Origin of the sequence: Gilvimarinus gilvus, from assembly GCF_030518155.1 — a bacterium.
Classification (GTDB): domain Bacteria; phylum Pseudomonadota; class Gammaproteobacteria; order Pseudomonadales; family Cellvibrionaceae; genus Gilvimarinus; species Gilvimarinus gilvus.
On the sequence record NZ_JAULRU010000823.1, the window covers coordinates 198,510 to 225,138 of the forward strand.

Sequence of the window (26,629 nt, forward strand, 5' to 3'; positions counted from 1 at the left end):
CGAAAATGACTACAAATTCAGCAAGCGTTAGCGAGGCAAGCCAATGGGTAGAAGTCTGTCGTCTGACAGACTTAACCCCGGACACGGGCGTGTGCGCCCTGATAGAGAACAAGCAAATTGCACTATTTTATTCGGGTAAATTAAATGAGCTGTTTGCCATCGATAACTTCGACCCAATTGGCAAAGCCAATGTATTGTCCCGCGGCATTATTGGTTCACAGGGTGATCGCATCTGTGTCGCATCGCCTCTGTACAAGCAGCATTTTGACCTGAAAACCGGTGAGTGTCTGGAAGAGCCTGAGCACAGTGTTGCCGCTTATGCCGTTAAGGTTGAAGACGAGTGGGTCAGTATCGCCATCAATTAATTCTGTTGCTCCTAGATTCCGGTACTTACTAATGGCAGTAATGCAGACAAAGGATTGTCTGGTACCGGTTTTGAAACGGCGAGTGTAATCCTTCACTCGCGGCCAGTTGGCTGATCAAGGAACGTCGGCTTATTGGTTGATCGCTGTTTCTTCCCCCGATAGCTTCATGGTATCGGACTTCGGGATAGCCTTTTGGCTATCCCTTTTTTTATGCTGGTAGAAAATTGCGCCATAGTGCCACAAATCTGCCGTTTAGGTGGATTCCACCTCTGTGTGTATCCTATCATTAGCCCATAACGACCCTAAAATTCAAGGAGATTACTATGCGTCTAAAACATTGGGGGATTTGGCTCGCCACCATTTTCTGTATTACCGCTACACCGCTTAGCTGGGCAGGACCGCGGATTGCGGTAGTTGACTTCGAAAACAAGAGTCAACACGGTGGCTGGCGCGTGGGCCGTGGTGCGGCTGATATGCTGACAACAGAACTTGTCAAAGGCACCGATTACGACATTTTCGAGCGCGATCGCCTCACCAGCATTATGGAAGAGCAGAACCTCGGCTCTTCGGGTCGGGTCGATCCCGCTACAGCCGCCAAGATTGGTAAGATTATCGGTGTGCAATATATTGTAACCGGCTCAGTAACCGAGTATGGCCAAAGCCAAGCAGGCGGGGGCGGAGGCGGCGTGCATGTCGGCAAGAAGGGCTATCACGCAACTGTCGATGTACGTGTTGTGGATGTTAACAGCTCTCGTATTTTATTTGCCGATACAGGCAGTGGCCATAAGTCATCTATGAATGTGCGAGTATTTGGTTTTGGCGGTGGCGAAAGCTGGAATGAAAAAAGTGCGACAGAAGCGATGCGTGGTGCTATCGGCGAGCTCGTGACCAAATTAGACAATGCTGATTTCGCGACGAAAGCCGCAGCGGCCAAGCCGGCCGGCCCAGTGCTACTGGCGGATGTTGCCGGCAACGATATTATTCTAAACGCCGGCAGCGGCGCCGGATTAAAGTCGGGCCAAACCCTTGACGTGAAACGCAAGGGCCGTGAAATTAAAGATCCGGCAACCGGTGCGGTACTTAAAGTCACCTATAAAACTGTCGGCACTATTAAGCTTACCAATGTGGAAGCGAGTTACGCCGAGGCAACGGTAGCCTCAGGCAGCGACTTTAAGGTGGGCGATATAGCCGAGCCGTAATAATCAGTAAGAACAAAAAACTAGGGGCCATATGGCCCCTTTTTTGTGTCTGTACAATGCTACAATTGTCGTTTTGCGAGCAAGACATTATGTTGAAAGGCGTTATATTCGATCACGACGGCACTCTGGTAGATTCCGAACGCAAGCACTACGGTTTATGGGTAGATATACTGGCGGAATTTGGTATTGATTTTCCCGAAGAAGTTTACAAAACCCATTTAGCCGGTGTCCCTACGCAATTTAACGCCCGTTACTTAGTTGACACGTATAATCTGCCATTAAGCGCCGACGAACTTTTTGCCAAACGCGAGATCGCTACCAATGCCACATTGGGTAAAGAGGCGTGCCCGCTAATTCCAGGCGCAAAGCAACTGGTGCAATGGGTGCATGGTCGGCAGCTAGCAATGGCTATCGCTACCGGTGCAGCCACGCGCGAGGTTGAACCGACACTCAGCCAACACGGTTTTGCGCAATACTTTCCTATCGTTGCCAGTCGTGACCATGTTGACAACGCCAAGCCGGCACCGGATGTCTATCAATACGCTCTGGACAAGCTCGGCCTCCAAGCCAAACAATGCATTGCCATTGAAGACAGTCCTACCGGCTTAAAATCAGCTATTGCTTGTGGCATCGATTGTATTGTCGTGCAAAACGATTACTCGAGGGGGCACGACTTTTCAGGTGCACTTGCTGTCTTTGACCGTATGGATGAGGCCCAAAATCACCTCGCCAAGATGCTTGACGTTTAACCTGTACCTGAGAGGTTTTATTCTCTGGGCACTCTCGTTGAAAACCTCAAGATTAACGCTTGATCAGCTCTGGCAACGCGTGCAATAGACCGTCGCGCGCTGCCCCAACTTTATTTCCTTTAAAGGCTTGTGGCATGTAACACAAGGCTCCCCGCCGCGCCCATAAACCGTGAGCTGTTGCTTGAAATATCCGGGCTTGCCGTCCCCGCCGACAAAATCTTTGAGCGTAGTGCCGCCTTGCTCAATGGAACGGGCCAATACAAATTTAATTCGCCCGACCAATTCTTCACACTGTTTACGGGTTAAGCTTGCCGCCTTGCGGATTGGCTTAATGCCCGCCATAAACAAGGCTTCATTAGCGTAAATATTACCGACACCGACCACCATATGACTGTCCATAACAAACGTTTTTACCGGGATGCTGCGTTTACGGCTGAGCTTAAATAGCAACTCTCCGCTAAACGCCTCGGTCAATGGCTCGGGCCCTAAATTGGCCAGTAATTTATGCTTTAAAACCTCGCCACTTTGCCAAAGTATTGAGCCAAAACGCCTGGGGTCGTGATAGCGCAGTATGTTGCCGGCGAAGACGAAATCTACATGATCGTGCAGCTGTGGTTCGGTGCCCACAGGAACAATGCGCAAGCTGCCCGACATACCCAAATGAATCAGCACCGTACCACTGCTGAATTTCAACAATAAATATTTGCCGCGGCGATCAACCGCCCTTACAGCCTTGCCGGCCAACAGCTCAGGCAAATTAGCCGGTACCAGCCAGCGCAACTGTGGCTGTCGCACAGTGACACTGCGCACTCGCTTACCGGTGATATGTGGCTCGATACCGCGGCGTGTCGTTTCAACTTCGGGCAGTTCAGGCATGATGACCAACCAAAAGCTCGTATTTAGCCAAAGTTCTTCCCCCGAGTAAACGCATGCGTGGCATTCAACCTTCACACCGGCAATCCTAATCAAGCGAAAACTTCGCGTTTTCAGATAAACGCCTATAGCAAACTGGTATTCCCCGTGGCATTTCGTACAATACCCACCTCACTCTTTATGGGGCCCTCCCTATGCTGCTTGGCATCGACACAGGTGGAACTTTTACCGATTTCGTGTTGGTCCGCGATGGTCAATTGTCTGTCCACAAAGTGCTATCGTCACCGGACAGCCCGGAACAGGCAATTTTGCAGGGCATAGATGAACTCGGCCTGACTCCCCATCTCGCCCGGGGCGAAGTTTCGATTGTGCACGGTAGCACCGTAGCCACTAACGCCGCTCTTGAGCGCAAAGGTGTAAGCACCCTGTATGTCACCAATCGCGGTCTTGCCGATGTGCTAAGCATTGGACGCCAAACCCGCAAAGGTTTGTACGACCTTACACCGACACCAGTCGACGCACCCGTGGCTGCAGAACTCTGCCTGGAAGTAAGTGCTCGCTTATCTTCTAATGGCAGCCGTCTGGAAGCATTGAGTGACGACGATATTAACCACCTGCAGGCAGCTATTGCCGAGCATCGCCCCGCAGCCGTGGCAATCAACTTGCTGTATTCGTTTCTCGATGACAACGACGAAAAAGCGCTTGAGAAAGCCTGCCCGGATTGGGTATTTGTAAGCCGCTCGTCGTTCGTGCTGCCAGAATATGGCGAATATGAACGCGGCATTGCCACTTGGCTCAACGCCTATCTCGGCCCCCTTGTGCAAGGATATTTGCAGCGCCTGGCCCTCGCCATTGCGCCCTGCCCGCTCGGGATCATGCAAAGCTCCGGCGGCACTATCGATGCTCATCAGGCGGGAAACCGAGCCGTCAACCTACTGCTTTCAGGCCCCGCCGGGGGCCTGGCCGCCGCGCAGTTTATCGCGCAGCAGCGCAACCTTGGCCGTAGCCCTGAGCCAATGTTGACTTTTGATATGGGCGGTACATCGACAGATGTAGCGATGATTATCGATCGACTGCTATTGACCAATCAAGGGCGTCTGGGCCCTTACCCAATTGCGGTACCGATGGTGGACATGCATACGATTGGCGCCGGTGGCGGCAGCATTGCCAGTGTCGATGCCGGAGGTTTAATGCAAGTTGGGCCAGAATCAGCCGGCGCCAGCCCGGGCCCGGCCTGTTACGGCAAAGGCGGCACTAAGGTCACAGTGACAGACGCCAACGCGTACTTGGGCCGCCTGCGCCCGGAATATTTTCTCGGCGGTGCCATGACTCTGGATCATCAGGCCGCAGAGCGGGCTATTGTTGCGCTGGCAGCGGAGCTCAAAGTGACACCCCTGGCGGCTGCACTCGGCGTCATCCGCCTTGCCAATGAGCACATGGTCGCCGCGCTGCGGGTTATTTCCGTGCAACGTGGCCACAATCCAGCCAATTTTCGGTTGTGCTGCTTTGGCGGCGCGGGCGGACTGCACGTGTGCGCTTTAGCGCAAGAGCTGGGTATGCGCAGCGCAATTGTCCCGGTACACGGCGGTGTTTTATCTGCACTGGGCATGTTGGTTGCCCCGCGCGAACGGCAGTTATCGCGTTCCTGGCAAAAACCAAGCTCAGACAGCAAGCCTGACGAGCTCGGGCAAGCCTTTGCCCAATTAGCGCAGCAAGGCCGTCAACAACTGGAGCAGGAGGGTGTTAACCCGAGCGCCATTGAACAGCGATACAGCCTGGACCTGCGCTACCTGGGTCAGAGCTTCTCAATTAACATCCCCTACCGCGAGTCGTCCGATATTGACGAGGCCTTCCACCGTGCCCACGAACAGCGATATGGACACCGCTTGCCCATCGCCGTGGAATTGGTGAACCTGCGGGTACAGGTAACCGCACAAACCCAGCCTCTCTCTCTGCCAAAACTGAAAAATACCGCTGCAATCGCAATTCAAACTGTGTCACTACCAGAGCTTGGCGACACCGCAATCTATCGCCGCGAGCAACTGTGCGCCGGGCAGACGATAAATGGACCTGCGCTTATCGTTGAGCAAGTCTCAACGACTTTGGTGGCTCCAGGCTGGACGTTAACCGTAGATGACGTTGGCAACCTATTGTTGGAGCGTTAAGCCCTACTGTTCACCGGGCCGGCTATCTGTCCCAGCCAAGCGAACATTTGAGCCAGTACCGCAGCGCGCACCGGCGGTGACGATAAAATCAAGTCATGCATACCGCCTTCAATTTCAATAAGGCTAACAGTTTGCCCCAGGCCCGGGCCAAACCGGCGCATGTGCTCGACATTCAGGACCGCATCAGTACTCAACATGTCATCGCGCCAGCGTCCTAAACCTCGTATCGACTGCGCTGAGTGCATAACGAGTACCGGGCATTGGATATTGAGCCCCGCCTGCAATTCGCGCTGACCTGCAACAATCGCGTTCAACCACCCTAAATAAAGGGGAAACCCTTGTGCAGGTTTTATCGTCAGGTTGTAGTCCCATTCGCCGCGATAACCCTTATAAATGCTTTGCGCGTACAAGGACGGCTTACTGCGCGGGTAAGACGCGTGCGGAAATATACGACCGAGCCAAGCGACAAGCTTAATTCCCAATAACTCAATACCATCGGCGGGGAATTCGAAAAAGGGGCTGTTCAAACACAAACCGTCAATCTGCTCGCGCTCAAGACCACGGTGGGCGTAAAGGCTGAGAATGAGCCCCCCGGTGGAGTGAGCATTAATTGTTAAAGTACCCGAGGTTTCCGCTTTAATGGTGTTGATCGCCAAATCGATTTCGGCGAAATACTCATCAACCGTATCGCAGTAATTTGGCCTTTCATTTGCTGTAATCGAGCGCCCAAAACCATGCAAATCAATCGCATAGAAAGCAAAACCGGCCTCAACAAAGGCGTGCGCCAGGTGCTCCTGAAAGAAATAGTCAGTCATACCGTGCACATATAAGATGGTATGTGTGGTCGACTTTGGGTTATTACTGGCCCGTATTAAAGTAGCGGTATGAGCCAAATCCTCCTGACCCACCTTGAGTGGCATGACCTCGAAATCTGTCAATTCGGTGTCTGCTGTCCATTGCTCTGTTTTAACTGCCTGCACTGCTAGGCTCCTTTGTCTGATCAGAGAAATTAACTGGCTGTTGAAAAACGCTGAGCATGCATGGGGTTTTTCAACAGCCTGTTAAGTATAATAATAACGAAAGCTTTTCAATTTGATGGCTGCTACATCAGGATGACCTATGCAAAGTTCACGTCCCGCGCTTATTTTTGGCGCTTTTTTACTTGTCGCTTTTGGCATACTTGGCTATTTCGGCAAAAGTGCTGCCATCGCGGTTAAAGAATACGAGCGCACAGTGACCGCAAAAGGCCTTGCCGAGCGCGAAATGTTTGCCAATATTGTCATATGGCCCATAAGCTTTACCCTCGCCAGTAATCAACTGTCTGAGCTTTATACCAACTTAGATCAAAGTAGCACACACATTCGAGACTTCTTGGCTGAACATGGTATAGCCAGCCGTGATATTACCACTAATGCTCCCGTTATCACGGATAAGTCTGCTCAATCTTACGGCGCTGACAGCGCACCGTTTCGCTATGTTGCCACCGCCGTTGTCACCGTATACAGCGAAGACTTGCAAACCGTGCGTAAGGCCATGGCAAACACAAGTAATCTGGGTAAAAATGGTATTGTACTCACGGCCGGAAACTATGATGCTCGCACCGAGTATTTGTTTACCGGTCTCAATGACATAAAGCCTGCGATGATTGAAGAAGCTACGGTAAAAGCCCGCGAAGTTGCTAACAAGTTCGCCATCGACTCCGGCAGCCGTTTAGGAAAAATAAAACGGGCATCGCAAGGCCAGTTTTCTATCAGCGCGCGCGATGCAAACAACCCTCACATTAAGAAGGTTCGCGTTGTCTCGACTGTCGAATATTACTTAACGGATTGAATAGCTGATGGATTTTAACATTAACCCTCAAGAAGTACTTGAGCATCTTGTGCAAATGAGCATTGCTCTGTTACTGACCGCGCCCATGGCTTTTAATCGCGAACATGCAACTCCCGGCGCGGGTTTGCGAACCTTTCCTTTGGTCGCTCTTGCTTCGTGCGCCTATATGCTTGTCGGCATGCAGGTTTACGACACTAGTGGTGCCGAAGCCAAAGTGATGTATGGAATCATCACCGGCATTGGTTTTATCGGCGGTGGCGCAATATTGAAAAACAACAATCATACGATGGGAACGGCCACCGCTGCCAGCATTTGGAATACCGGCGCGATTGGCGTTTCGGTAGCGTATAATCGCTATGAAATTGCTCTGGTACTATCGCTGACCAATTTTTTTATACTGCAGTTCGCTACACCACTTAAGCGCACCAACAAAGAAGAAAGTAGTGAATAATAGAGGCTTTCTCCGATACGATCCGCCCCTATCATTGTGCATTGATTCGACTTTTTACTTCAATCCAGCGCGACATAAACTCTGTACTACGCGCGCTATGATACTGAAACATTCCGCCCAAAAAGTTATTGCGACGAAATCTCTCTAACGATTGCAATCGAGCGCAGACGATACTCATAAGTTCTTCGCTACGCATGGCAAAGTCGTACCGGCTGCATAACAGTGGCAAACACGCCTGTGATGCCAATAACCAATGCGATTCATTTTGATAAATTTGGGCCGCAGCGTCGACAAACGACTCTTTAGTATCGGCTACAATTCCAGGCCAAGCACAATCGCCCGCCATAGATTCTGCGGCAATGGAGGTTACGACACTTGGCGTGGAGGTTCGCATAGCATCAACAATTTTACCTTTTATACCTGCACCAAACCGTAAAGGCGCCAATAAAACCTTCGCATTTTCCACTACTTGCAACGCATCATCAGCCCAACCTTTCACTAAAAAGCGCTCTTTCGGATTGGTGAGCTGAGTTGCCTTCTTAGGCGGATACGCGCCGTAAATATGCAATTGCGCAGATGGACACCGGCGACGCAACAACGGCCATAGATCCTGCTTTAACCAAAGCACAGCATCCCAGTTGGGCGCATGACGGAAATTACCGATAGAAACAAAGTGCTCTCTTTCTGCAAAGGTCGGGGTAGAGCGCGCAGAACACTCAACCATAAATGGCACGTGCAGTAACAAGGATGCAGGTACGGAGAAAAACCGGGTAAGCAAATCGATTTCAAATTCAGAAATCATCAACGATAGATCACAGCGAAATATAGCCGCAACTTCTCGCATGACTAACTCATCTTCGCGCATTACCTGAAAAATTTCTTGGCTCTGCGCTAATACTGGCCCACATTCTTGATTATTTTTTTGAGCCTTCTTAAGTATTTTTTCACGCGCATAGCGCAGGCTGTGCAAATCTTCAGTATCTAGTATGCGCATTGCGCCTGAGCAAGATTCCGCTACACGCCAGCCAAATTGCTCCTCCGTGACAAACCGATCAAAGATAACGAGTTCAGGCTCTAAAGTTGCCACAAATTGATTAAAGCTAGAACTATTAAGCTCAATGGTATGCGCCGTGACCTGCATGGCGCCTAAATCAATCTGATGCTCAGTTGGCGCAGCAGCGCAAGCGAAGTGCACTTCGAGTCCTCTACTCTGAAGCGCCTTAATCAGTTGAACTATACGGGCACCCGCTGCCGATGAGTTCGGCTCAGGCCAAACGTACCCCAATATTAAGGCTATCGAATTCAATACAGGCTCGCTGTCAGAAATTAAAGGTGAACGTCAGATTACGCAAGTGTTCGGACTACTCGGGGTCGTCCTCAACTTTCATATAGACTTTGTAATTTTCTCTGTAATCTTCCAGGTTATCGCTCAGTACATCGCGAAACTGGTTGGTAAGATATTTACCAGCCGCCTCCATTTCTTCGGTATATTCTTTTCGGTCTACCGATGAACTGGCCACCAGAAAAGCACTGTAACGGCCCAGAGCCTGTAGCATGGCAGCACTAACCAGACTGGGGTCGGCACGGTCGGTTAGTTTGTTGGCATGATCAATAAATGAGTCCACCAAATCCCAAAACAGTGTTTCATTCTCTGGGTTATTCATAGCTAAAAATCTCACAAAGTATGCAGGTAAGCTGTATTGACTAGTTTAAGAACGTCATTCGACGAATTAAACCGTTTTTGAATTCATAGATTTTGACCACGGCCACGTTCTGCCTTTGGCCATTAACCTTAAACGTGGCCAACTCATGAGTAATGACTTTATTGTTAATTTCGATGGTATTGAGTATTTCAGAGGTCGGGGATCGAGCCGAAAAGTTATCAGTCGTGGTGTCAATTAAAGATAGCCTACCCGCGGTAAGCGGTGTATCCGGGTAATTATACACCTCAATATCCGGATGAAAGTAGCTGGCATATTTCTCCACGTCATGTTCATTATACGCCGCGGCTTGACTTTCCACCACGGCAATATTTTGCGCCCAGCCAGAAAGGGCTGTCATTAGCAACCCACCTAACAAAATGATTCTTAACACCCGCGCCTCCAACATTTGCCAGCTCGTACATTATACGCGGGTTATTGTAGCTTAAAAATCACGCTTCTTGTCGAGAATAACCAGTACTAGTGTCGCAATTGGACCCAGCAAAATTGACAGTAAAAACCACGCCAACCCACTGCGGTTTTTGCCTTGAGCTATGCCCGCATTGATTAATGTCAAGGTACCCCACCCCACCACATAGCCACTTGACTGGGCCAAAAAATCCACTTCATTCATGTTATCTAGTCTCCTGGGTTACGCCGACTTCCGCCCATCACTAATGCCGACCTATGAATCAGTGCTACTCCATTTGCATGGGCTGCACAGTGCGCTGCAGACTGTGCTCGTATCGCTCACCAGCACCATGACTCAAGTGAAAATAGTCCTCACTGGCTGTAATTAGCTGGCCATTCACAACCTGATAATGCTGTTTTGATTCTGTTTCTATATGAAAGCGAATAAAGATAAAAACGCGCCCAGATGCATCAACCCGGCTGCGCGAGGCCAATGGTGTGCCGTTTTGATCAACCCACACCGAGTAAATCCCCTGAAACGATTTGATGTATTTACGCTGTCCTTTACTTAAACGACTTTCCGGCAAACGAAAGTCCAGCCGTCGCGCCTGCTTATCGTTGTATGTATCCTGATAAGCAGCAATGTTTTCTGCTTCTGCCATTACTCGCTGCATTTGCTCCGCAGCATTGATCGCTGAGCGCAAAGGCAAAAGCGTCAGTTCCCGCACACCATCTATGGCTGGCGTAGGTGCATCTTTGTTGCTCAGTCGCGCCTGCTCCTCGCTCGCCATTGTCGCCAGAAGTGCTGCTGAATAGACTACACTAAGATTTTCACCATCATCATACACCTGCACACCAGCCTCGCCCCGACGGACAATTTGATCATCTCCCTTGCCATTTAACTGCTTGGTCATTACCGACACCAAATAGTTCGCTTCACGAGGTTGACTAAGGTCAAGCAGCTCGGCTTGCAACTGCGCCAACGGATCAGCAATCGCGTTGGCGCAGGCCATCCCCAAGACAACACTAAACCATACATATATCTTCATGGTCGCCGCACTTCTTGTATACCCACTATCAATACCGTCACACTAAGTATGAGGCTAAACAGCGCACCATAGTGCAGAAAACCATTGGCAACAGAGCGCAACTCGGATGTTTGCGTCGTTACATCTGAATGCGAAAAGCTGATCTGATTAACAACCTGTGCCCCCCAATGCCTTATGCTGCGCAATCTATCACTGGGCCAATCTGTGTCACTCCAGACCCAGGACGTGGGGTAAACACTTTGCACCAGCTCGTGGGCAACTTTAGGCCAATGCGTTTCGGCTCGCGCACTGGCAACGAGCAACAAAAGAAAACTGAGCATTATCAAACGTTTCATTTCGAGCCCTAGATCTCAAAACGCCGGTCGCGCAGCCATACAGCTGCAAATACACAAAGCGCGCTAATGGCCAGCCCTATATAGAGCCCTGGCGCCGCAAGTAATCGCCACGCATTTGACCGCAACTCCAGTGACTCCAGCGGCACAAAACTCACCTGCCCCACGATCTCTAAGCCACCAAAATAGCCGCGCAAGGTATCCGCTAGGTAATGAGTTCCAAAAATCCATTTCTCCAATACCCATAAAAACATCAACACCGCACCAAGCAGGCCCAGAGGGGATTTACGAGCGAGCGCAGAGAACGTCAATATAATTGCGTACATAGGTAGCGCCCACAATGCTGTAAGCACAAGGCCAACAGCACTTAGTGCAAGCGTGCTAAAAAAAGATATTTGTTGCCAGATCACCTGAGGGTCCGCACCCAATACCACTTTAGCAAACGCCCCTGCTATGATGGTATATGCCACCACAGTAGCAAGCGCGAACAACCAGTAGGCCAGGGGCAGCAAAAACACCGCAACCACTAATTTAGTCGACACCACCTGCCATTCGGACAAAGGCAAGGATTTAAAGAACAACACACTGCGATCTTTGCGATCGGTTACCAATGCACTAAGCGAATAATTGATGGTGTTAAACAGGCAGCCAATACCAAACAAAATGTAGATGATGTACTGACCATGGGAGATTTTCTCAACTACGGTCTGCGGCGTTGCGTCTTCTCCCTGCTTGTCGCTGCCAATTTCCGAATGCAAACTCCAACTCCATTGCTCAGAATTTGACTGCAGATCCCAATCGGCTACAACGCCATTTTGCAATGAGTAAAAAGAAATTGCCGACAAAAATATAATGAGAACAAAAAGCACGATAGGCGCTTTATAGAATATGCCTGGGCTCTCCCAAACTTCACGCTTAAACTGAGTAATAATGCTATTCATGAGTGTTTCTCCGCTGCGCCACCAACGCCTGTGACCTTGGCGACAAATACCTCAGCCAAACTTGCCATTGACACTTCGCCCAAGGCCATCAATTCGTCTACACTGCGTCCTTCAAAAATAAACTCTCGCCCAGCCAAAGCCCGGCTCTCCATAATGGGGTGCAGCGACCGCGCCTGTTGTTGGGTGTCTTGCCCGGCAATTAGCTTTAAAAACCGGCCCTCAAAAGACTCCAGCGTTTGATCAAGCACAATCTCGCCATCGTGAATAAACAACACATCGGTAAGCAGGTGTTCAATTTCTTCCACTTGGTGTGTGGTGATTATGATGGTGCGGTCCTGGTCATAGAAGTCATTGAGCAGAGCATCGTAAAAGCGGCGGCGATAGACGATGTCCAAACCCAACGTGGGCTCATCGAGCACAAGCAATTTGGCATCAATCGCCATAACCAGCGCCAAGTGCAACTGCGTAACCATCCCCTTAGACAGCTGGCGCACCTTAGCTGAGTGTCTAATTTTGGTGTCGGCTAGAAATTTTTCCGCCCGCTGGCGACTGAATTTAGGGTGAATACCAGCGACATACTCCAGCAACTGCTCGACGCTTATCCAGCGCGGCAAGGTAGCGGTGTCGGCAATAAAACAAACATCTTCCAGCATCGCTGCCCGCTCTTTGCGCGGGTCACGCCCCATCACCGAAATATCACCAGCGGCAACACTTAAACCCAATAGCGCCTGTAATAAGGTTGTTTTGCCCGCACCATTGGGGCCAACAAGACCCACAATTTTGCCAGCTGGAATATCGAGGTTAATTCCCCGCAATATCTGGTGCCGACCGAAACGTTTGTTTATATTCTTTGCAGTTACTATTGCCGTCATTGCTATTGTTCCTCCCTTGCCTTTTGCAGCGCCTGCACCAGCGCGTCAAGCCCGATCCCCAAAGCTGCCGCCCGCTCCACCAACGCAGGCAGCGATTGAATAAATTGTTCGCGTTCGCGCTCGAGTAAATGCTCCCGAGCCCCCTCCAACACGTACATTCCTACACCGCGCCGTTTCTCAACTAAGCCTTCATCTACCAGTGCCTGATAGGCCTTTGCGACGGTTAAATGATTGATTTTAAAGTCGGCCGACACCTGACGAACCGAGGGCAAACCTTCGCCGGCGGCCAGCTGGCCGCACATGATTAAATCAATCATGCGCCCGTATAGCTGTCGGTAAATCGGCTGATCATCTCGCCACTGCATGCTGTTACGTCTCTCACATTCGATGAATTGCTCTAGTGATATATATAACTATATCAGCATATCGGAGTTTGGCAAACCCCTACGGAATTTGCTACAGACACAGAAACCCGACGAATTCAAGACTGTACTCACCGGCGGAATTGCGCATAATGCTTCGACTTCAGCACTATGAAAGCGGTTAAAGAGACAACATCATGAGCAGTATTTATCAGCGCATTGCCGACGAGTTAAACATTCAGGGCCAGCAAGTCAGTGCCGCCGTCAATCTTCTCGATGAAGGCGCCACCGTGCCCTTTATATCTCGCTATCGAAAAGAAGTCACCGGAGGGTTGGACGACACGCAAATGCGGTCGTTGGAGGAGCGCCTGCGCTATCTGCGTGAGCTTGAAGATAGGCGTGACGCCATCCTCAAAAGCATTGCCGAGCAGGACAAACTGAGCCCCCAGCTCGAAAGCGAAATTAAGTCTGCCGATACCAAAACTCGCCTCGAAGACCTCTATCTACCCTACAAACCAAAGCGCCGCACCAAGGGGCAGATAGCCATCGAGGCCGGGCTGGAACCTCTGGCCCAATCCCTGCTGGACGACCCAACGCTGGAACCCGAAACAGAAGCCAAAAAATTCATCAATGCCGAGCACAAGATCGAAGACACCAAGGCCGCTCTGGATGGAGCCAAATACATTCTGATGGAGAGGTTCAGCGAAGATGCCGACCTTTTAGCTAAACTTCGCGACTTTTTGCTAAAAGAAGCCGTTATTTCGAGCCGGGTTGCCACCGGTAAAGAAAATGATCAAGCGCAGGAAGTGCAAAAATTCCGCGACTACTTCGAGCACGATGAACCACTCAAGTCGACCCCATCACACCGGGCACTGGCCATGTTCCGCGGTCGCAATGAGGGGGTGCTCACTCTGGCACTGGTTCTCGCCGACCTCGAGCCCGGTTCTTCTCACCCCTGTGAAGCGATGGTGGCTGAGCATTGGAATGTGCGAAGTCAAGACCGGGCCGCCGACGCCTGGCTGGCCGAAGTAATCCGCTGGACCTGGCGCGTTAAGTTATTAACCCACCTTGAAACCGACCTGCTAGGTGAGCTGCGTAACGTCGCAGAAGAAGATGCCATCAAAGTCTTCGCCTCCAACCTTAAAGACTTACTGCTGGCAGCTCCGGCCGGGCAAAAGGCTACGATTGGCCTCGACCCAGGCTTGCGCACCGGAGTTAAAGTCGCGGTTCTGGACGCCACCGGAAAAGTATTGGATCACGGCGCTATTTTCCCCACCCCACCCCAAAACAAGATAGCTGAATCCGAGAAAATCCTGGCCCACATGTGCCGCACTCACAACGTCAATCTCATTGCCATTGGCAATGGTACGGCCAGCCGCGAGACCGAAAAATTCGTTAAAGATATGCTTAAGCGCAACGACGACCTGACCGCAAAACCTGTCATTGTGAATGAGTCTGGCGCATCCGTGTATTCTGCCTCGGAGTTTGCCGCCAAAGAATTTCCCGATCTGGATGTGACTATTCGCGGCGCCATCTCTATTGCCCGTCGCTTGCAAGACCCACTGGCAGAGCTGGTAAAAATTGACCCTAAATCCATTGGAGTAGGGCAGTACCAACACGATGTCTCGCAATCTCAGCTGGCGCGATCACTGGACGCTGTAGTGGAAGACTGTGTAAACGCCGTCGGCGTCGAGGTGAACACAGCCTCCGCGGCACTATTAGCGCGTGTATCGGGGCTAAACGCGACACTTGCCAACAATATCGTGGAATTTCGCGACAAGAACGGAGCGTTTTCGACCCGCAGCCAACTTAAAGATGTGGCCCGGTTTGGCGCCAAGACATTTGAACAGGCGGCCGGCTTCTTGCGTATTGCGGAGGGTAGTAATCCCCTGGACCGCTCCGCCGTCCACCCGGAAAGTTACTTATTGGTGGAATCGATTGCGCAGAAAAACCAACGCGAAGTCGCCGATCTGCTGGGAGATTCGTCATTTCTATCGAACATTAAGCCGCAGGAGTATGTGACTGAGCAATTTGGTGTTCCCACCATTACCGATATTCTGCGCGAGCTCGACAAGCCCGGTCGCGACCCTCGGCCCGAGTTTCGCACCGCCGAGTTCAAAGACGGCGTGAACACCATAAAAGACCTGGAGCCAGGCATGGTTCTCGAGGGCACCATCACCAATGTCACCAACTTTGGCGCGTTTGTCGATATCGGCGTCCACCAGGACGGCTTAGTGCATATCTCTGCCCTGGCAAATACCTTCGTCAAAGACCCCCGCGAGGTGGTAAAAGCCGGTGATATCGTTAAGGTCAAGGTGATGGAGGTAGATGTGGACCGCAAACGAATCGGCCTGTCTATGCGCCTGGAAGATACTCCCGGTGAAAAAACCGGTGGCGACGGTCAACGCCCCAAGCGGGCTCCATCGACCCAGAAACACAATAAATCTCAGCAGCCAGCCAAGGCCGCCGTAGGCAGCATGGGCGCTCTGCTGCAGCAGGCCATGAAGAAAGGCCGCTAGCGCTAAACGCGAGGCGAGTACTGCGCGGCGGCACAAGCGCTTACTCGCTGCTTTGTGTCTCTACCAACCCGGGCAAATAATCACTTAACTTTTCGCCACGCCAGCCGTAAACCTTATCGCTGGGCTCTCCGTGCTCTTGCCCGTAAGATACGGCGCGGAGAGACCCGGCATTATCACTATGGTTATAAATTCTTGTAAATTTATTACAAAACAATACTTGCCTGTTGCTGCTTTATGCGCCAACTTGTCTGTACTAACGTGCACACACAGCAAATAATTTCTAAAGTAAATATAGAAGTTGCGACGATAATTTGATTCCACGGACGGCCACCTAATAACAAAAATTAAGAGGCAAATAAGTGAGATATTTTTTACTGGTAATAGGCCTGATAGTTACATTTCCATTGCAGGCCGCAATGGAAATTAACTTAGTATCGCGAGGTGATGGCAACGCCCGCTACGCCATTAATATGATCAAGCTGGCGCTGGATACCGTTGGCACTGAATACGATTTGAAAATCTCCGACGGCACACTCACCAGTGCCCGACAACAGCAAGATACCGAAGAAGGCGTCATGGACATTATGTGGGCTGCTACCACTGATGACATAGAGCAGCGCCTATTGCCTATACGCATCCCATTGTATAAGGGTCTTCTGGGCCACCGCGTCTTTATCATTCACAAGGAGAATCGCAATTTATTTGCCGATGTATCAGAGTTTGATCAACTCAAGAATTTTGTATTCGGCCAGGGTAAGGGTTGGCCAGATACCGACATCATGCGCCACAACGGCCTGGAGGTAGAAACGGGCACCTACGAAGGTCTGTTTCTCATGGCCGACGGCCAACGCTTTCACGCGTTTCCACGCGGTGTAAACGAGCCCTGGGGGGAAATCGAGCAGCGCCCGCAACTGGATCTTACCGTTGATCAGAACTTAATGTTTGTTTACCGCATGCCTTTTTATTTGTTCGTGAGCCCTAAACGCCCAGAAGTAGCCCAAGCCATTGAAAATGGCCTGATGCAGGCAATTAATAATGGCGCTTTCGACGCCTTGATGATGCAGGACCCCATGGTGCAAATGGTTATCGCGCGCGGCAATATGTCGGAGCGCACAGTATTTGAGCTCGACAACCCCAGCTTGCCTGCCGCCACTCCTGTAGACAATACCGACCTATGGTTTGATATTGAAAGCTTAACCAAGCCCAGTGAAGAAGTAGACGAAACAATAGCGAGTGACCCACTATGATAAGAAAAACGCTCACGGTAAAGCTGATGCTGGCCTTGACTGCCATCTCCTTGCTCATTGCTGCCGCCATTGTCATCATTAACTATCGATTTCAAAGTGCCAATCAGGACGAAGTTTTTCAAATCAGTGTTGACGGACAGATACAACTGGCATTATCGGCTCTGCGCGAACCGGTGTTTTCCTATGATTTACCACAGATTGAAACTATTGGTAAGTCTTTAGCCAACACCCCGCTGATCATCTCTATTGATATTGTCGACCACCGCGAAAAATCACTGGCCTCTGCTAGCGACAGCCAGCGCCCCGACACTGACTTAATTGAACGTCGGGAAAAAATTGAAATCACCCGCAAAGAGAAGTTGATTGGCTATATCAATATCTATTTTTCCAAACAACAGGTGCAAGACACACTGGCCAGTCAATCGCTGGCCACTTTTATCACGATAGCCACTTTGCTGATTGGCAGTTTAGTGACCGTTGCTTTATTAACCAAAAAAATGATTTCACGGCGCATACTTGAAATCAGTGAGTCACTAGGAGAAATTGCCGACGGTGGTGGCGATCTAACCCGCCGACTTCCCACCAACAGCTCTGACGAGATTGGGGACTTAAGTCACAATTTTAACCGGGTTATGGAGCAGATTGCATCGATTATTCAGCGTGTTACCGAGTCCAGCAAAAGTGTGACATCGCAATCAGAACGCATGACAGAGGCATCTCAAAACACATCACTCGCCATTACTCAGCAAATTAGAGAAATTGAACAAGTGGCGGCCGCCCTGCAGCAAATGTCGCACTCGGCGCAAGAGGTGGCCGATCACGCCAAAAATACCGCGGCCGACACGCAAGCGACCATGCGCCTTACTGACGAAGGCTCCGATGTTGTCAAAAGTGCCATTGGCACCATTAATCGCTTAACCGGACAAATTGAAACAACAGCCGATAAAATTAAAGGGTTGCGCGAGAAATCCGACAGCATAGGCTCCGTCATGGAGGTTATTCGCAATATCGCCGAGCAAACCAATCTCCTGGCCCTAAACGCCGCCATTGAAGCTGCGCGAGCGGGAGAGCAGGGGCGAGGCTTTGCGGTAGTAGCCGATGAAGTTCGCTCCCTGGCACAAAAAACTCAACAGTCCACAGAAGAAATAGCGTCCATTATTCAGGAGTTGCAAAAGTCCGCGGATGATACCCATCACTCGATGGAGTATAGCGTTAAAGCCGTGGAGGAAACGATTTCGACGTCCAGCCGGGTGGAACAAGCACTAGAGAATATTCGCAGTAACGTCGAGTCAATCAATAATATGAACCACCATATTGCCGACGCCTCGCGCGAACAAAGTACAACGGCGCACGAAGTCAGTAAAAATGTAACCACCATTCACGACATCACCGAGCGAGTTTCTCACAATGCCGAAGTTGTGCGAGACAGCAGCGCGACTCTTGATCACGACAGTCATGAATTGCGGGATGAGATGTCAAAGTTCACAACCTAGATCAAACAAAAAAACTCAATACCAAAAAGCCCAGCGATTGCTGGGCTTTTTGGTTTATCGCTTTTCTGCCGACACAGAATACTAGAAAATAAAGCAGGGCATTTATACAGAGAAATGCGCTATTTGTTTCTCCAGCTTCTGTGCAGTGACATCCAACTCGTTCGCCGTTTCTGTAGATTTCTGAGCACTGGCCTGCGCGCTTTGCACCATGGAAACGACGTGGGTTACATTTTTGTTAATTTCCTCAGCCGCATAGCTTTGCTCTTCGGCGGCGGTGGCAATTTGCGTATTCATATCGAGAATACTGGAGATTGCTTGGGAAATCGCGTGAATAGCCGCACCCGTTTCTCCCATTAAACTCACCGTACGCTGAGTTTTGTCCCGGCTGACGACCATTGCTTGCGCCGCACCGGATGCTCCCGACTGCACGGCCTCGATAATCTGTTGAATTTCCGCCGTAGACTCCTGGGTGCGCTGCGCTAAGGCCCGCACCTCGTCCGCCACAACGGCGAAACCGCGGCCTTGCTCCCCCGCTCGCGCAGCTTCAATGGCCGCGTTGAGGGCAAGCAAATTCGTTTGTTCTGCGATGCCCTTAATCACACCGAGCACATGACCAATACGGTCGCTTTCGGTTTCTAACTGGGCCATGGATTGGCTGACTTCTTCCACCTGGGTGGCCAGCTCGTTAATGGAGCTTACGGTATTTTCCATGACATTAATGCCATTTTTAGCATTGCTGTCTGCACCGCCAGCGGCCTCGGCTGCGCCCGACGCGTTGGTTGCGACTTCCTGCACAGTGGACGACATCTCATTGACGGCAGCGGCCACCTGATCGGTTGAGTGCTCAGTTTCACTGATATGGCGGGCAATATCGCTTGCGGTTTGGTTAATGCTGGCCGAGGCGCCGCCTAATTGTTGTGCGGTATCTTTTACCGAGGATACGACGCCGCGTATCTCTTCTTGCATTTGCGCCAAATTTTCCCCCAGTTGCCCCAGCTCGTCATTGCGCTGCAAATGAAAGCGTTTGGAAAAATCGCCCCCAGACATAATCCGGATATGGTCCATAATCGCCTGCATTGGCTGAATAATGGTTGTGCTTAACAGCCACCAGAGCACTGCCAGAGCGGCAACTGCGACCGCGAAAGTGGCCAACTGAGCCCAAAACGCGACCTTAGCACTGAGCGCCTGCACCTCTGCCGCCGCCTTTTCCACCTCGGCCTTAATGATATCTGCGGCCTCTTGCAACAATCGGCTGGGCTCACGGTCTATTCCTGCCACCGCTTCGTCGCCGGCGCGATGGTTGTACCCTGAGGCGACAAAAGCATCGAAACCCTCGTTATACTGGTCAAAGGCCGTTTCATGAGCGGCCAAAAAGTCCCCCAACAAGCGCGAGCTTTGACCCGATTTCAGGCCCCTTGAAAGCTGGCCTCCCTCACTTTGAATAGTCTCGTGGTGCTTCTGAAAGCGGTCCCAGTACTTTTCTCGCTGGCTAGCGTCGGCGCCGCGTAACAACACGTTTTTCCACTCTTGCACCTGAACTTTAAAATCAAAGTTCATACGGTTAATTTGGCGCTCCTGCGCAATATTGTTGTCGATTAAGCGATTGTAGCTGTTAATTTGCCCATTCAGCATATATATCGCTACCTCAGCGGCAATCAATAAACCCGCCAAGCCAATACCCACAGCCACCATCAAGCGCATTTGTACGCTTTCCGTTATCCAACGCATGCTACCAATCCTCGAAAACCGGCGAGCGCAAGCTCACCTGAAAAATAGATGTTTACTGGAGTATAGGAGATATTTCGCGCCGTACAGGCACGTACCTGTCGGGCAGAACAGCGCAGCGGGCACTGCTGTTGGTTAACTGTTCAGCTGATCGAGCTGATCCTGTACCTCTAACCATTTTTCTTCCGCGTCGCTAAGCTGCTGCTGAAGCTGCGATTGCTTAAGCAGCAGTGCCTGTAACCGCGCTTTATTCTCTTCCTCGTACAAGGCCGTATCGGCCAAATCCGCCTCAACTTGAGCCACCTGGCCGGTTAGCTTTTCCACCTGTGTTTCGAGTTTCTTGAGATTCTTCATTAGCGGCTTGCGTTGCTCTCGCTGAGCTGCGGCATCCTGGCGCTTGTTTTTCCTGCTCGCCGTCGCCTCGGGCTGAGCGGCGGTTTGCCCAGTGGCTGACGCGCGCTTATGTTCAAGCAGCCAGACGTGATATTCCTCGAGAGTGCCATCAAACTCCCGGGCGACGCCTTCGGCCACCAGCACCCATTCATCGACGGTATTGCGCAACAAGTGACGATCGTGCGAGACCACAATGACCGCACCTTCGTAGTCCTGAAGTGCCATGGTCAAAGCCTGGCGCATTTCCAGATCCAAATGGTTGGTGGGCTCATCCAACAACAGAACATTGGGCTCTTGCCAGGCGATTAGGGCTAACGCCAAGCGAGCCTTTTCACCACCGGAGAAGTGAGCAATGGTTTCAAACGCACGGTCGCCGCGAAAATCGTAGCTGCCGAGAAAATTGCGAATTTGCTGTTCACTGGCCTTGGGGCTGAGTCGTTGAATATGCAGCGCCGCCGATGCGCTCATATCCAGGGCTTCAAGTTGATGCTGGGCAAAATAGCCCAAACGGAAATGCTCACCGGTGACACGCTCGCCGGTCATGGGTGGCAAGTTGCCAGCAATGGTTTTAATCAAGCTGGATTTGCCGGCTCCGTTGGGGCCAAGCAAGCCAATGCGCTGACCCGGAGCGACATTCACATTGACACCGGACAAAATTTTCTTATCACCGTAGCCCACATCGACGTCGCGCAACACGAGCAGAGGATCTGACACTTTCTCGTATGTGGGGAGTGTGAAGGTAAAAGGTGAGTCCACGTGTGCAGGGGCAATAGCCTCCATACGTTCCAACTGTTTAACGCGGCTTTGTGCCTGCTTAGCCTTGGTCGCCTTGGCCCGAAAACGGCGGATGTAGCTCTCGAGGTGTGCTACTTTTTCTTGCTGTTTGGCGAACGCAGCCTGCTGCTGTGCCAGACGCTCTGCACGCTGCCTTTCATAGGACGAGTAGTTACCGCTGTAGCTGATCAACTTTCCGGACTCAATACTGACAATACGACCCACCACATTGTCGAGAAAGTCGCGATCGTGAGAGATAATCAGCAAGGTGCCGTCATAGGCCTGTAGCCACTGCTCCAACCACAGAGTTGCATCTAGATCGAGGTGGTTGGTGGGTTCATCCAACAACAGCAGATCCGATGGGCTCATCAGTGCCTGAGCCAGATTAAGCCGAATACGCCAGCCACCGGAGAAATCTGTCACCGGGCGTTGATGATCGGATATGGCGAATCCGAGCCCATCGAGCAACTGAGCGGCGCGGGCATTGGCGGTATAGCCATCTGCCTGCTCTAGATCACCGTACAGAGTAGCCAGCTTTTCACCGTCGTCTTCAACGGCCGCAATGGCTCGCTCCAGTTCACGCAGATGCGTGTCACCATCCAAAATATAGTCCAGGGCGCTGCGTTCAACATCGGTAACTTCTTGTGCCATATGCGACAAGCGCCACTGGGCCGGAATATCCAGGCGCCCGGCATCAGCGTGCAACTGCTTCAGTAGCAGCTTAAATAATGACGACTTACCGCTGCCGTTGGCTCCGATCATGCCCAGCTTCTGCCCGGGAAAAATGGAAAGATCGGCTTCCTGCAACAAAAATTTGGAGCCACGCTGTAAGCTAACGCCTTCTAATGCAATCATGGTTTATCTATAAGCCTGTTAAACTGGCGAGCCTTTGGACCCGGGTACCGACAAAAATATGTGCGAACCTTACACAGATATCTGGCATTTTGCTACGACGGTGTATCGACAACCCGAGGTCGAGCCCTTATGCCTGCAGTTGCAAGAAGAGCAGGGCGTGAATGTGACGTTGTTGTTGTGGCTACTGTGGATCGACAGCTATTTTGCAAAGCCTCCCGCATCGCTAAATGCTGGTCATCTAATCGCCGAACAGTGGCAACACAATATTGTCACACCACTGCGAACCGCCCGCCGTTGGATGAAGCGCAACCTTGAGCTAAATGGCGATAAGGCGCGTTTGCGCGAGGCCATAAAAAGCCAAGAACTATTCGCTGAAAAGCTATTACTTTCACAGCTGCAATCGCTAGTCGAACACACACCATCGCACAACAGAGCGCTCACCCGTGTTGATCAACTCCAAGCGAGCGCGGACTACTTAACCCACCTGGGTATGGCGGCTCCTGCGCGCGCAAGCACATTGAAAACCTTACTCCTCGCGATACAAGCTGCACATAACAAAAAGCCCTGCTGAGCAGGGCTTTTACGCTGACATATGGTGGCCGTTTAGCGTTTACTCTTCGTCAAATAAGCTGCCCGATTTAGGTACGGCCGGAGCATCCGGTACCGGCTCGACCGTTAACTTACCCGGCTCGCTGGGCTCAATAACGTGTGTACCCATGTGATGCGGGAGTGGGTTTGGTGCAACAGGCTCTGGCTTTACGGTCGCGGGAGCGGGGCTAGCCTGCGCCGGCTCGGCGACAGATGCCGGGGTTGTGTTGGTCGCTGCGGCCTTGTCAGTCGCCGTTTTTTTCGCGGCCACTTTCTTTTTAACCGCAGGCTTCGCCTTGGGCTTTGCCACAGACTGAGCGGACGCCTTAGCAGGTTGGCGCTTGACGGGTGCTTTTGCCTTTGCACTTGCCGCTTTTTTCGCCGTAGCGGGCTTTGCGCTTTTAGGCTCAGATTTACCAGCAACCGCCGGTGAAGACTGTGTGCCTTTTTTTGCAACGGTTCGCTTCGCCTTCGCGCTCTTGACCGCCTGCTTTCGCTTGGCCTCGGCTGCTTTGACAAACTTGGCTTCCACTTTAGCGAGCTGTTCGGCATCCTTTTTCGCCTTGCGTGCAGCGGCCAAGGCGACTACCGCCTCCGCGTTTTCTGCGGCGAGACTAGCCACCAATTTTTGCTGAGCCGTTAACGCAGCGCTTGCCTTTACCGAACGCGCCTTCGCAGCCGCGCTAGGCTTCGCCTTGGCGGCGGCCACTTTGCGCGATTTTAGAGTCGTCAGTTTCTTTCTTGCTGCATCCAGCTTTTTCTTAGTCGCGGCTTGTGCTTTTTCAGCAGCTTTTACAGCCCTGACTCGCTCACTATCGAGCTTGGCCTTCAGCGAAACAATTTCTCTTTCCAATTGCGCAACAGACAAAGCGGCTTTTTTCTTCGCAGCCATAGTAAAACCCTTCTAAATAATTGGACGAACATGAAACAACAGTGAATAAATCTTGCGCATTATTGTAGACCCAATACAGCAAAATGTGTACGTCTCAAACATTACCAAATCACAGTTTCAACGTTAAAACGCCCCCCTACAGATGTTGCTCGGGACCATAGCGTGGCAGCGCAGCAACACCTTGAAGTTACGCCATATATCCCCAAATAGAGGCTAACCCCACCGGTAAGGTGGCGCGCTTTTACCGCAAACGCCGACCAGGAGTCACAAACTGGTGCAAACTTGCGTTACCATAGGCGCTCGGTTTGTAACGCCCGAATCGAATACCTATCGACAGTTGCATTTTTGACAGGTATTAAGCTGGACCCGGGCAGCGATAAAGCGGTCGGATACACCGACCAACCACCATCCACCCAGAGGCAGGTGGTCCAACACACGACAAATAAATAGGTTTTCTATGATGAACAAGCGTTTACTGATGACTGGCGTGCTGTGCTCTGTAGCGGTACTGGCCGGTTGCAACCAGAGCGAGCCTGAAGCCGAAAAAGAGGTCACACTCGACACTCTGGAACAAAAAGTGAACTACTCCATTGCCCTGAATATGGCCACCAACTTTAAAAGTCGCGATGTTCCGATCGAAGTAGACGCCTTCACCAAAGCATTAACAGACGTACGTGATGACGTTGAACCCATGCTGACCGAAGAAGAAATCCAGGAAGTGATGCAAACCTTCCAAGAGCAGCAAATGGAGCTACAACAGCAGCGTCAGAAAGAACTCGCCGAAAAGCACAAGCTAGAAGGTGAACAGTTCCTCTCCGACAATGCCGCCAAAGAAGGTGTTGAGATCACCGACAGCGGCCTGCAGTACAAAGTGCTTGAAGCTGGCGACGGTATCAAACCTGGCGAGATGGACACCGTCACCGTTCACTATGAAGGCCGCCTGATTGACGGCTCCGTTTTCGACAGCTCGTACGAGCGCGAACAAACCGCCACCTTTGCCCTCAACCAGGTTATTCCAGGTTGGACCGAAGGCCTGCAGTTGATGGAAACTGGCTCAAAATACCAGCTTTATATCCCATCTGATCTAGCCTACGGCCCAGGCGGCAATCAGGGTATTCCACCGAACTCAACACTGGTTTTTGATGTTGAGCTGATTGAAGTTGAACCCGCCGAAGCGCCTGCCGAAGAAGCGGCTGAGTAAGCAGTTATCTTCCCCCGGCTTGTGCCGGGGGGAGTTTCCCACCCCGGCATTTACTCCCTCCCCCGTATAACCGTCTGCCGCTTAGTAGGCTAGGGTGTAGACGAAGCCACTGCTGCCAATTGCCTTGTATTGATCATCAAAGGCGGTAAAACTTAAGTCCATCACGGCATTTGCTGTTGGCTGCCAGGCTTTGCGCTTGGGTAGCTGCCAGGTATAGACCTCAGCTTGCCCATCAATATCCCAAAGTTGCACTCGCCCATCGGGCCTACCGGTCAGCAGATAACGGCCATCATCCGAAAAACGCGCAGCAGTAACACTGAGGCCACGCATCATTTTCTCCTTGGTAAAAGGCAATTGCCACAGAGCTTGCTGACTGGCTACGTCTATTATTTCGACTCGGTCATATTGCGCGGCGACCATCGCCCGGTCACCGGCAGGGGTCAGTGCAACCAACTGCACCGGCTCACTGTAAAGACGTTCCATAATAAGCTCGCCGGTTTGTGAATCCCACAATCTGGCGGCAAAGTCTTCCCCACCGGTAAGCGCACGGGACAGATCGTCGGTAACCGCCACTGTGTTCACGCCACCGGCATGCTCAAAGCTTTGATAAACACCGCCGCCGCGCACGTTATAGAAAGCGGCGCGACCATCGAGCATACCGAGCAGAGCTACATTACCGTGACGACCCAGTGCGACCGACGTCACATCTGCCGTCAACCTCCAGAATCCATGACTGCGACCGGTTTGCGTATTCCACAACACCAGTGACTGTTCATCCACCGTCGCAGCCCAGCCACCATCCGGCGATATATCCGTGGCGAGAACTAATGTGTCTGGTGCTTCGCTGTGGTTCCAGCTAAACAGGCGCGCCTGTGTGGCCAGGTCCCAATAGCTGGCGCCGTGATAGACCGAGCCGATCGCGGCTGAGTCGCCGTCGCGCGATAGCGCTCCTGCCTGGACGGTGCGTGCGGCCACCTCGAGCGCATCGACAGGCTCGGGCACTGGCGAACAGGCTGTGAGCGCATGCGAGAGTATAAACAGTGAGATTAGCGAGGTGATTTTATTCATGTGCCCTGCAGCCGAAAATTCATCCGTTGCTCAAGTGTAGCATCTTGCAGAGGCAGAAAACCCAGCGAGCGCTGGGTTTTCGTGGAGGCTAAATCATGTCTTTATGCACATCGTGAAGCACAGCAATCATCTGATCTTCCGCCGAAAAGCGAGCTTCAAGTACCTCACCCAAACGCGAGAGATCGATATCGAGAGTGGTCAGATCGTCAATTTCTTGATATTTATCGTTAAAATCGAGAACCTCTTCGGTGGTAGCATCCACTTTCGTGAACAGCTCTGCGCCTGCTTTCACAGCGTCGGCATCACCGAAATCCTGCCCCTCTTTGAGCAATTGATCGTAAACCTCAAAATGCCCGGCCGACACATAGTCGACCATAATTTCACACATGGCCCGTAGTTTGGTACCACGTGCGGTATCATCGGCGTCTTTCGTGTCCGACAGTGCACAGTATTTCACCAACATTTGTTGACGCTCAGCCAGCCAGCGATCAACAATTTGACTAACGCCACCCCAACGTTGTTTGGCGTCTTGGCAGTTTTCCAGCATACGACTTCCCCTAGGGGTTATTAATATA

General features: G+C 51.4%; 27 protein-coding genes. 11 read left to right on the forward strand and 16 right to left on the reverse strand.

Annotated features, from left to right (window positions below):
- The first annotated feature begins 5 nt into the window (after positions 1 to 5).
- The 3 genes from nirD (at position 6) to QWI17_RS22630 (ending at position 2,313) form a co-directional block, all read left to right on the forward strand.
- Positions 6 to 365, forward strand: a complete 360-nt coding sequence (nirD, locus tag QWI17_RS22620; RefSeq protein ID WP_302724809.1) for a nitrite reductase small subunit NirD — start codon at positions 6 to 8, stop codon at positions 363 to 365.
- A 323-nt stretch (positions 366 to 688) separates the two neighbouring features.
- Positions 689 to 1,564, forward strand: coding sequence for a CsgG/HfaB family protein (locus QWI17_RS22625; RefSeq protein ID WP_302724810.1), 876 nt, complete (start codon positions 689 to 691; stop codon positions 1,562 to 1,564).
- A gap of 89 nt (positions 1,565 to 1,653) precedes the next feature.
- A complete protein-coding gene (locus tag QWI17_RS22630; protein ID WP_302724811.1) occupies positions 1,654 to 2,313 on the forward strand; it encodes an HAD family hydrolase in 660 nt (219 codons plus the stop codon).
- A 63-nt stretch (positions 2,314 to 2,376) separates the two neighbouring features.
- On the opposite strand, the gene mutM is transcribed toward QWI17_RS22630, so the two are convergent.
- Positions 2,377 to 3,189, reverse strand: coding sequence for a bifunctional DNA-formamidopyrimidine glycosylase/DNA-(apurinic or apyrimidinic site) lyase (gene mutM, locus QWI17_RS22635; protein WP_302724812.1), 813 nt, complete (start codon positions 3,187 to 3,189; stop codon positions 2,377 to 2,379).
- Between the two features lie 191 nt (positions 3,190 to 3,380).
- Between mutM and QWI17_RS22640 the strand changes: the two genes are divergently transcribed.
- Positions 3,381 to 5,351, forward strand: a complete 1,971-nt coding sequence (locus QWI17_RS22640; protein ID WP_302724813.1) for a hydantoinase/oxoprolinase family protein — start codon at positions 3,381 to 3,383, stop codon at positions 5,349 to 5,351.
- Here the strand turns inward: QWI17_RS22640 and QWI17_RS22645 are convergent.
- On the reverse strand, positions 5,348 to 6,331 hold the full coding sequence (locus tag QWI17_RS22645; protein WP_302724814.1) for an alpha/beta hydrolase: 984 nt from the start codon (positions 6,329 to 6,331) through the stop codon (positions 5,348 to 5,350). The two genes, QWI17_RS22640 and QWI17_RS22645, sit on opposite strands and share 4 nt — an antisense overlap.
- 139 nt (positions 6,332 to 6,470) lie before the next feature.
- Between QWI17_RS22645 and QWI17_RS22650 the strand changes: the two genes are divergently transcribed.
- Together QWI17_RS22650 and QWI17_RS22655 are read left to right on the forward strand one after the other, a co-directional pair.
- Positions 6,471 to 7,181 carry an SIMPL domain-containing protein gene (locus QWI17_RS22650; RefSeq protein ID WP_302724815.1) on the forward strand — a complete coding sequence of 237 codons (711 nt, stop codon included), beginning with the start codon at positions 6,471 to 6,473 and terminating at the stop codon, positions 7,179 to 7,181.
- Between the two features lie 7 nt (positions 7,182 to 7,188).
- A complete protein-coding gene (locus QWI17_RS22655; protein ID WP_302724816.1) occupies positions 7,189 to 7,632 on the forward strand; it encodes an MgtC/SapB family protein in 444 nt (147 codons plus the stop codon).
- Between the two features lie 31 nt (positions 7,633 to 7,663).
- Here the strand turns inward: QWI17_RS22655 and QWI17_RS22660 are convergent, their stop codons facing one another.
- The 9 genes from QWI17_RS22660 to QWI17_RS22700 form a co-directional block, all read right to left on the reverse strand.
- Entirely contained in the window at positions 7,664 to 8,827 is a 1,164-nt protein-coding gene (locus QWI17_RS22660) for a glycosyltransferase family 4 protein (RefSeq protein WP_302724817.1), read from the reverse strand.
- A 166-nt stretch (positions 8,828 to 8,993) separates the two neighbouring features.
- Complete coding sequence (locus QWI17_RS22665) at positions 8,994 to 9,296, reverse strand: DUF3144 domain-containing protein (protein ID WP_302724818.1); 303 nt, start codon at positions 9,294 to 9,296, stop codon at positions 8,994 to 8,996.
- Positions 9,297 to 9,336: 40 nt separating this feature from the next.
- Entirely contained in the window at positions 9,337 to 9,693 is a 357-nt protein-coding gene (locus QWI17_RS22670; protein ID WP_302724819.1) for a nuclear transport factor 2 family protein, read from the reverse strand.
- 84 nt (positions 9,694 to 9,777) lie between these two features.
- Positions 9,778 to 9,966: an antitermination protein NusB gene (locus tag QWI17_RS22675; RefSeq protein ID WP_302724820.1), complete on the reverse strand. Its 189-nt coding sequence runs from the start codon at positions 9,964 to 9,966 to the stop codon at positions 9,778 to 9,780.
- A 64-nt stretch (positions 9,967 to 10,030) separates the two neighbouring features.
- Positions 10,031 to 10,792 (reverse strand): hypothetical protein, encoded by a 762-nt coding sequence (locus QWI17_RS22680; protein ID WP_302724821.1) that lies wholly within the window; start codon positions 10,790 to 10,792, stop codon positions 10,031 to 10,033.
- A complete protein-coding gene (locus QWI17_RS22685) occupies positions 10,789 to 11,127 on the reverse strand; it encodes a hypothetical protein (protein WP_302724822.1) in 339 nt (112 codons plus the stop codon). Before QWI17_RS22685 ends, QWI17_RS22680 begins: the two co-directional genes overlap by 4 nt.
- A gap of 8 nt (positions 11,128 to 11,135) precedes the next feature.
- Positions 11,136 to 12,065 (reverse strand): hypothetical protein, encoded by a 930-nt coding sequence (locus QWI17_RS22690; RefSeq protein ID WP_302724823.1) that lies wholly within the window; start codon positions 12,063 to 12,065, stop codon positions 11,136 to 11,138.
- On the reverse strand, positions 12,062 to 12,937 hold the full coding sequence (locus QWI17_RS22695) for an ABC transporter ATP-binding protein (protein WP_302724824.1): 876 nt from the start codon (positions 12,935 to 12,937) through the stop codon (positions 12,062 to 12,064). The genes QWI17_RS22690 and QWI17_RS22695 overlap by 4 nt, the downstream gene beginning before the upstream one ends.
- A 2-nt stretch (positions 12,938 to 12,939) precedes the next feature.
- The gene (locus tag QWI17_RS22700; RefSeq protein WP_302724825.1) at positions 12,940 to 13,302 is read right to left on the reverse strand and encodes a GntR family transcriptional regulator; all 363 of its coding nucleotides are present in this window, start codon (positions 13,300 to 13,302) and stop codon (positions 12,940 to 12,942) included.
- Positions 13,303 to 13,496: 194 nt separating this feature from the next.
- Here QWI17_RS22700 and QWI17_RS22705 point away from each other — a divergent pair, with 194 nt between their 5' ends.
- The 3 genes from QWI17_RS22705 to QWI17_RS22715 all read left to right on the forward strand — a co-directional run bounded on the left by QWI17_RS22705 (position 13,497) and on the right by QWI17_RS22715 (position 18,558).
- A complete protein-coding gene (locus QWI17_RS22705) occupies positions 13,497 to 15,818 on the forward strand; it encodes a Tex family protein (RefSeq protein ID WP_302724826.1) in 2,322 nt (773 codons plus the stop codon).
- Between the two features lie 416 nt (positions 15,819 to 16,234).
- Entirely contained in the window at positions 16,235 to 17,065 is an 831-nt protein-coding gene (locus QWI17_RS22710) for a diguanylate cyclase (RefSeq protein ID WP_302724827.1), read from the forward strand.
- Complete coding sequence (locus tag QWI17_RS22715) at positions 17,062 to 18,558, forward strand: methyl-accepting chemotaxis protein (RefSeq protein WP_302724828.1); 1,497 nt, start codon at positions 17,062 to 17,064, stop codon at positions 18,556 to 18,558. The genes QWI17_RS22710 and QWI17_RS22715 overlap by 4 nt, the downstream gene beginning before the upstream one ends.
- Positions 18,559 to 18,660: 102 nt before the next feature.
- On the opposite strand, the gene QWI17_RS22720 is transcribed toward QWI17_RS22715, so the two are convergent.
- Positions 18,661 to 20,286 (reverse strand): methyl-accepting chemotaxis protein, encoded by a 1,626-nt coding sequence (locus QWI17_RS22720; protein WP_302724829.1) that lies wholly within the window; start codon positions 20,284 to 20,286, stop codon positions 18,661 to 18,663.
- Positions 20,287 to 20,418: 132 nt separating this feature from the next.
- Entirely contained in the window at positions 20,419 to 22,305 is a 1,887-nt protein-coding gene (locus QWI17_RS22725) for an ABC-F family ATP-binding cassette domain-containing protein (protein WP_302724830.1), read from the reverse strand.
- A gap of 58 nt (positions 22,306 to 22,363) precedes the next feature.
- On the opposite strand from QWI17_RS22725, the gene QWI17_RS22730 reads away from it, so the two are divergent.
- Complete coding sequence (locus QWI17_RS22730; protein WP_302724831.1) at positions 22,364 to 22,876, forward strand: TIGR02444 family protein; 513 nt, start codon at positions 22,364 to 22,366, stop codon at positions 22,874 to 22,876.
- Between the two features lie 39 nt (positions 22,877 to 22,915).
- On the opposite strand, the gene QWI17_RS22735 is transcribed toward QWI17_RS22730, so the two are convergent.
- Positions 22,916 to 23,785: a hypothetical protein gene (locus tag QWI17_RS22735; RefSeq protein WP_302724832.1), complete on the reverse strand. Its 870-nt coding sequence runs from the start codon at positions 23,783 to 23,785 to the stop codon at positions 22,916 to 22,918.
- Between the two features lie 460 nt (positions 23,786 to 24,245).
- On the opposite strand from QWI17_RS22735, the gene bamJ reads away from it, so the two are divergent.
- Positions 24,246 to 24,986, forward strand: coding sequence for a BamJ family beta-barrel-assembly machinery protein (bamJ, locus tag QWI17_RS22740; protein ID WP_302724833.1), 741 nt, complete (start codon positions 24,246 to 24,248; stop codon positions 24,984 to 24,986).
- An 81-nt stretch (positions 24,987 to 25,067) separates the two neighbouring features.
- Here bamJ and QWI17_RS22745 read toward each other — a convergent pair whose 3' ends face one another.
- Positions 25,068 to 26,054 (reverse strand): WD40 repeat domain-containing protein, encoded by a 987-nt coding sequence (locus QWI17_RS22745; RefSeq protein ID WP_302724834.1) that lies wholly within the window; start codon positions 26,052 to 26,054, stop codon positions 25,068 to 25,070.
- Between the two features lie 88 nt (positions 26,055 to 26,142).
- Positions 26,143 to 26,601, reverse strand: a complete 459-nt coding sequence (gene rsd, locus QWI17_RS22750; protein ID WP_302724835.1) for a sigma D regulator — start codon at positions 26,599 to 26,601, stop codon at positions 26,143 to 26,145.
- Between the last annotated feature and the right edge of the window lie 28 nt (positions 26,602 to 26,629).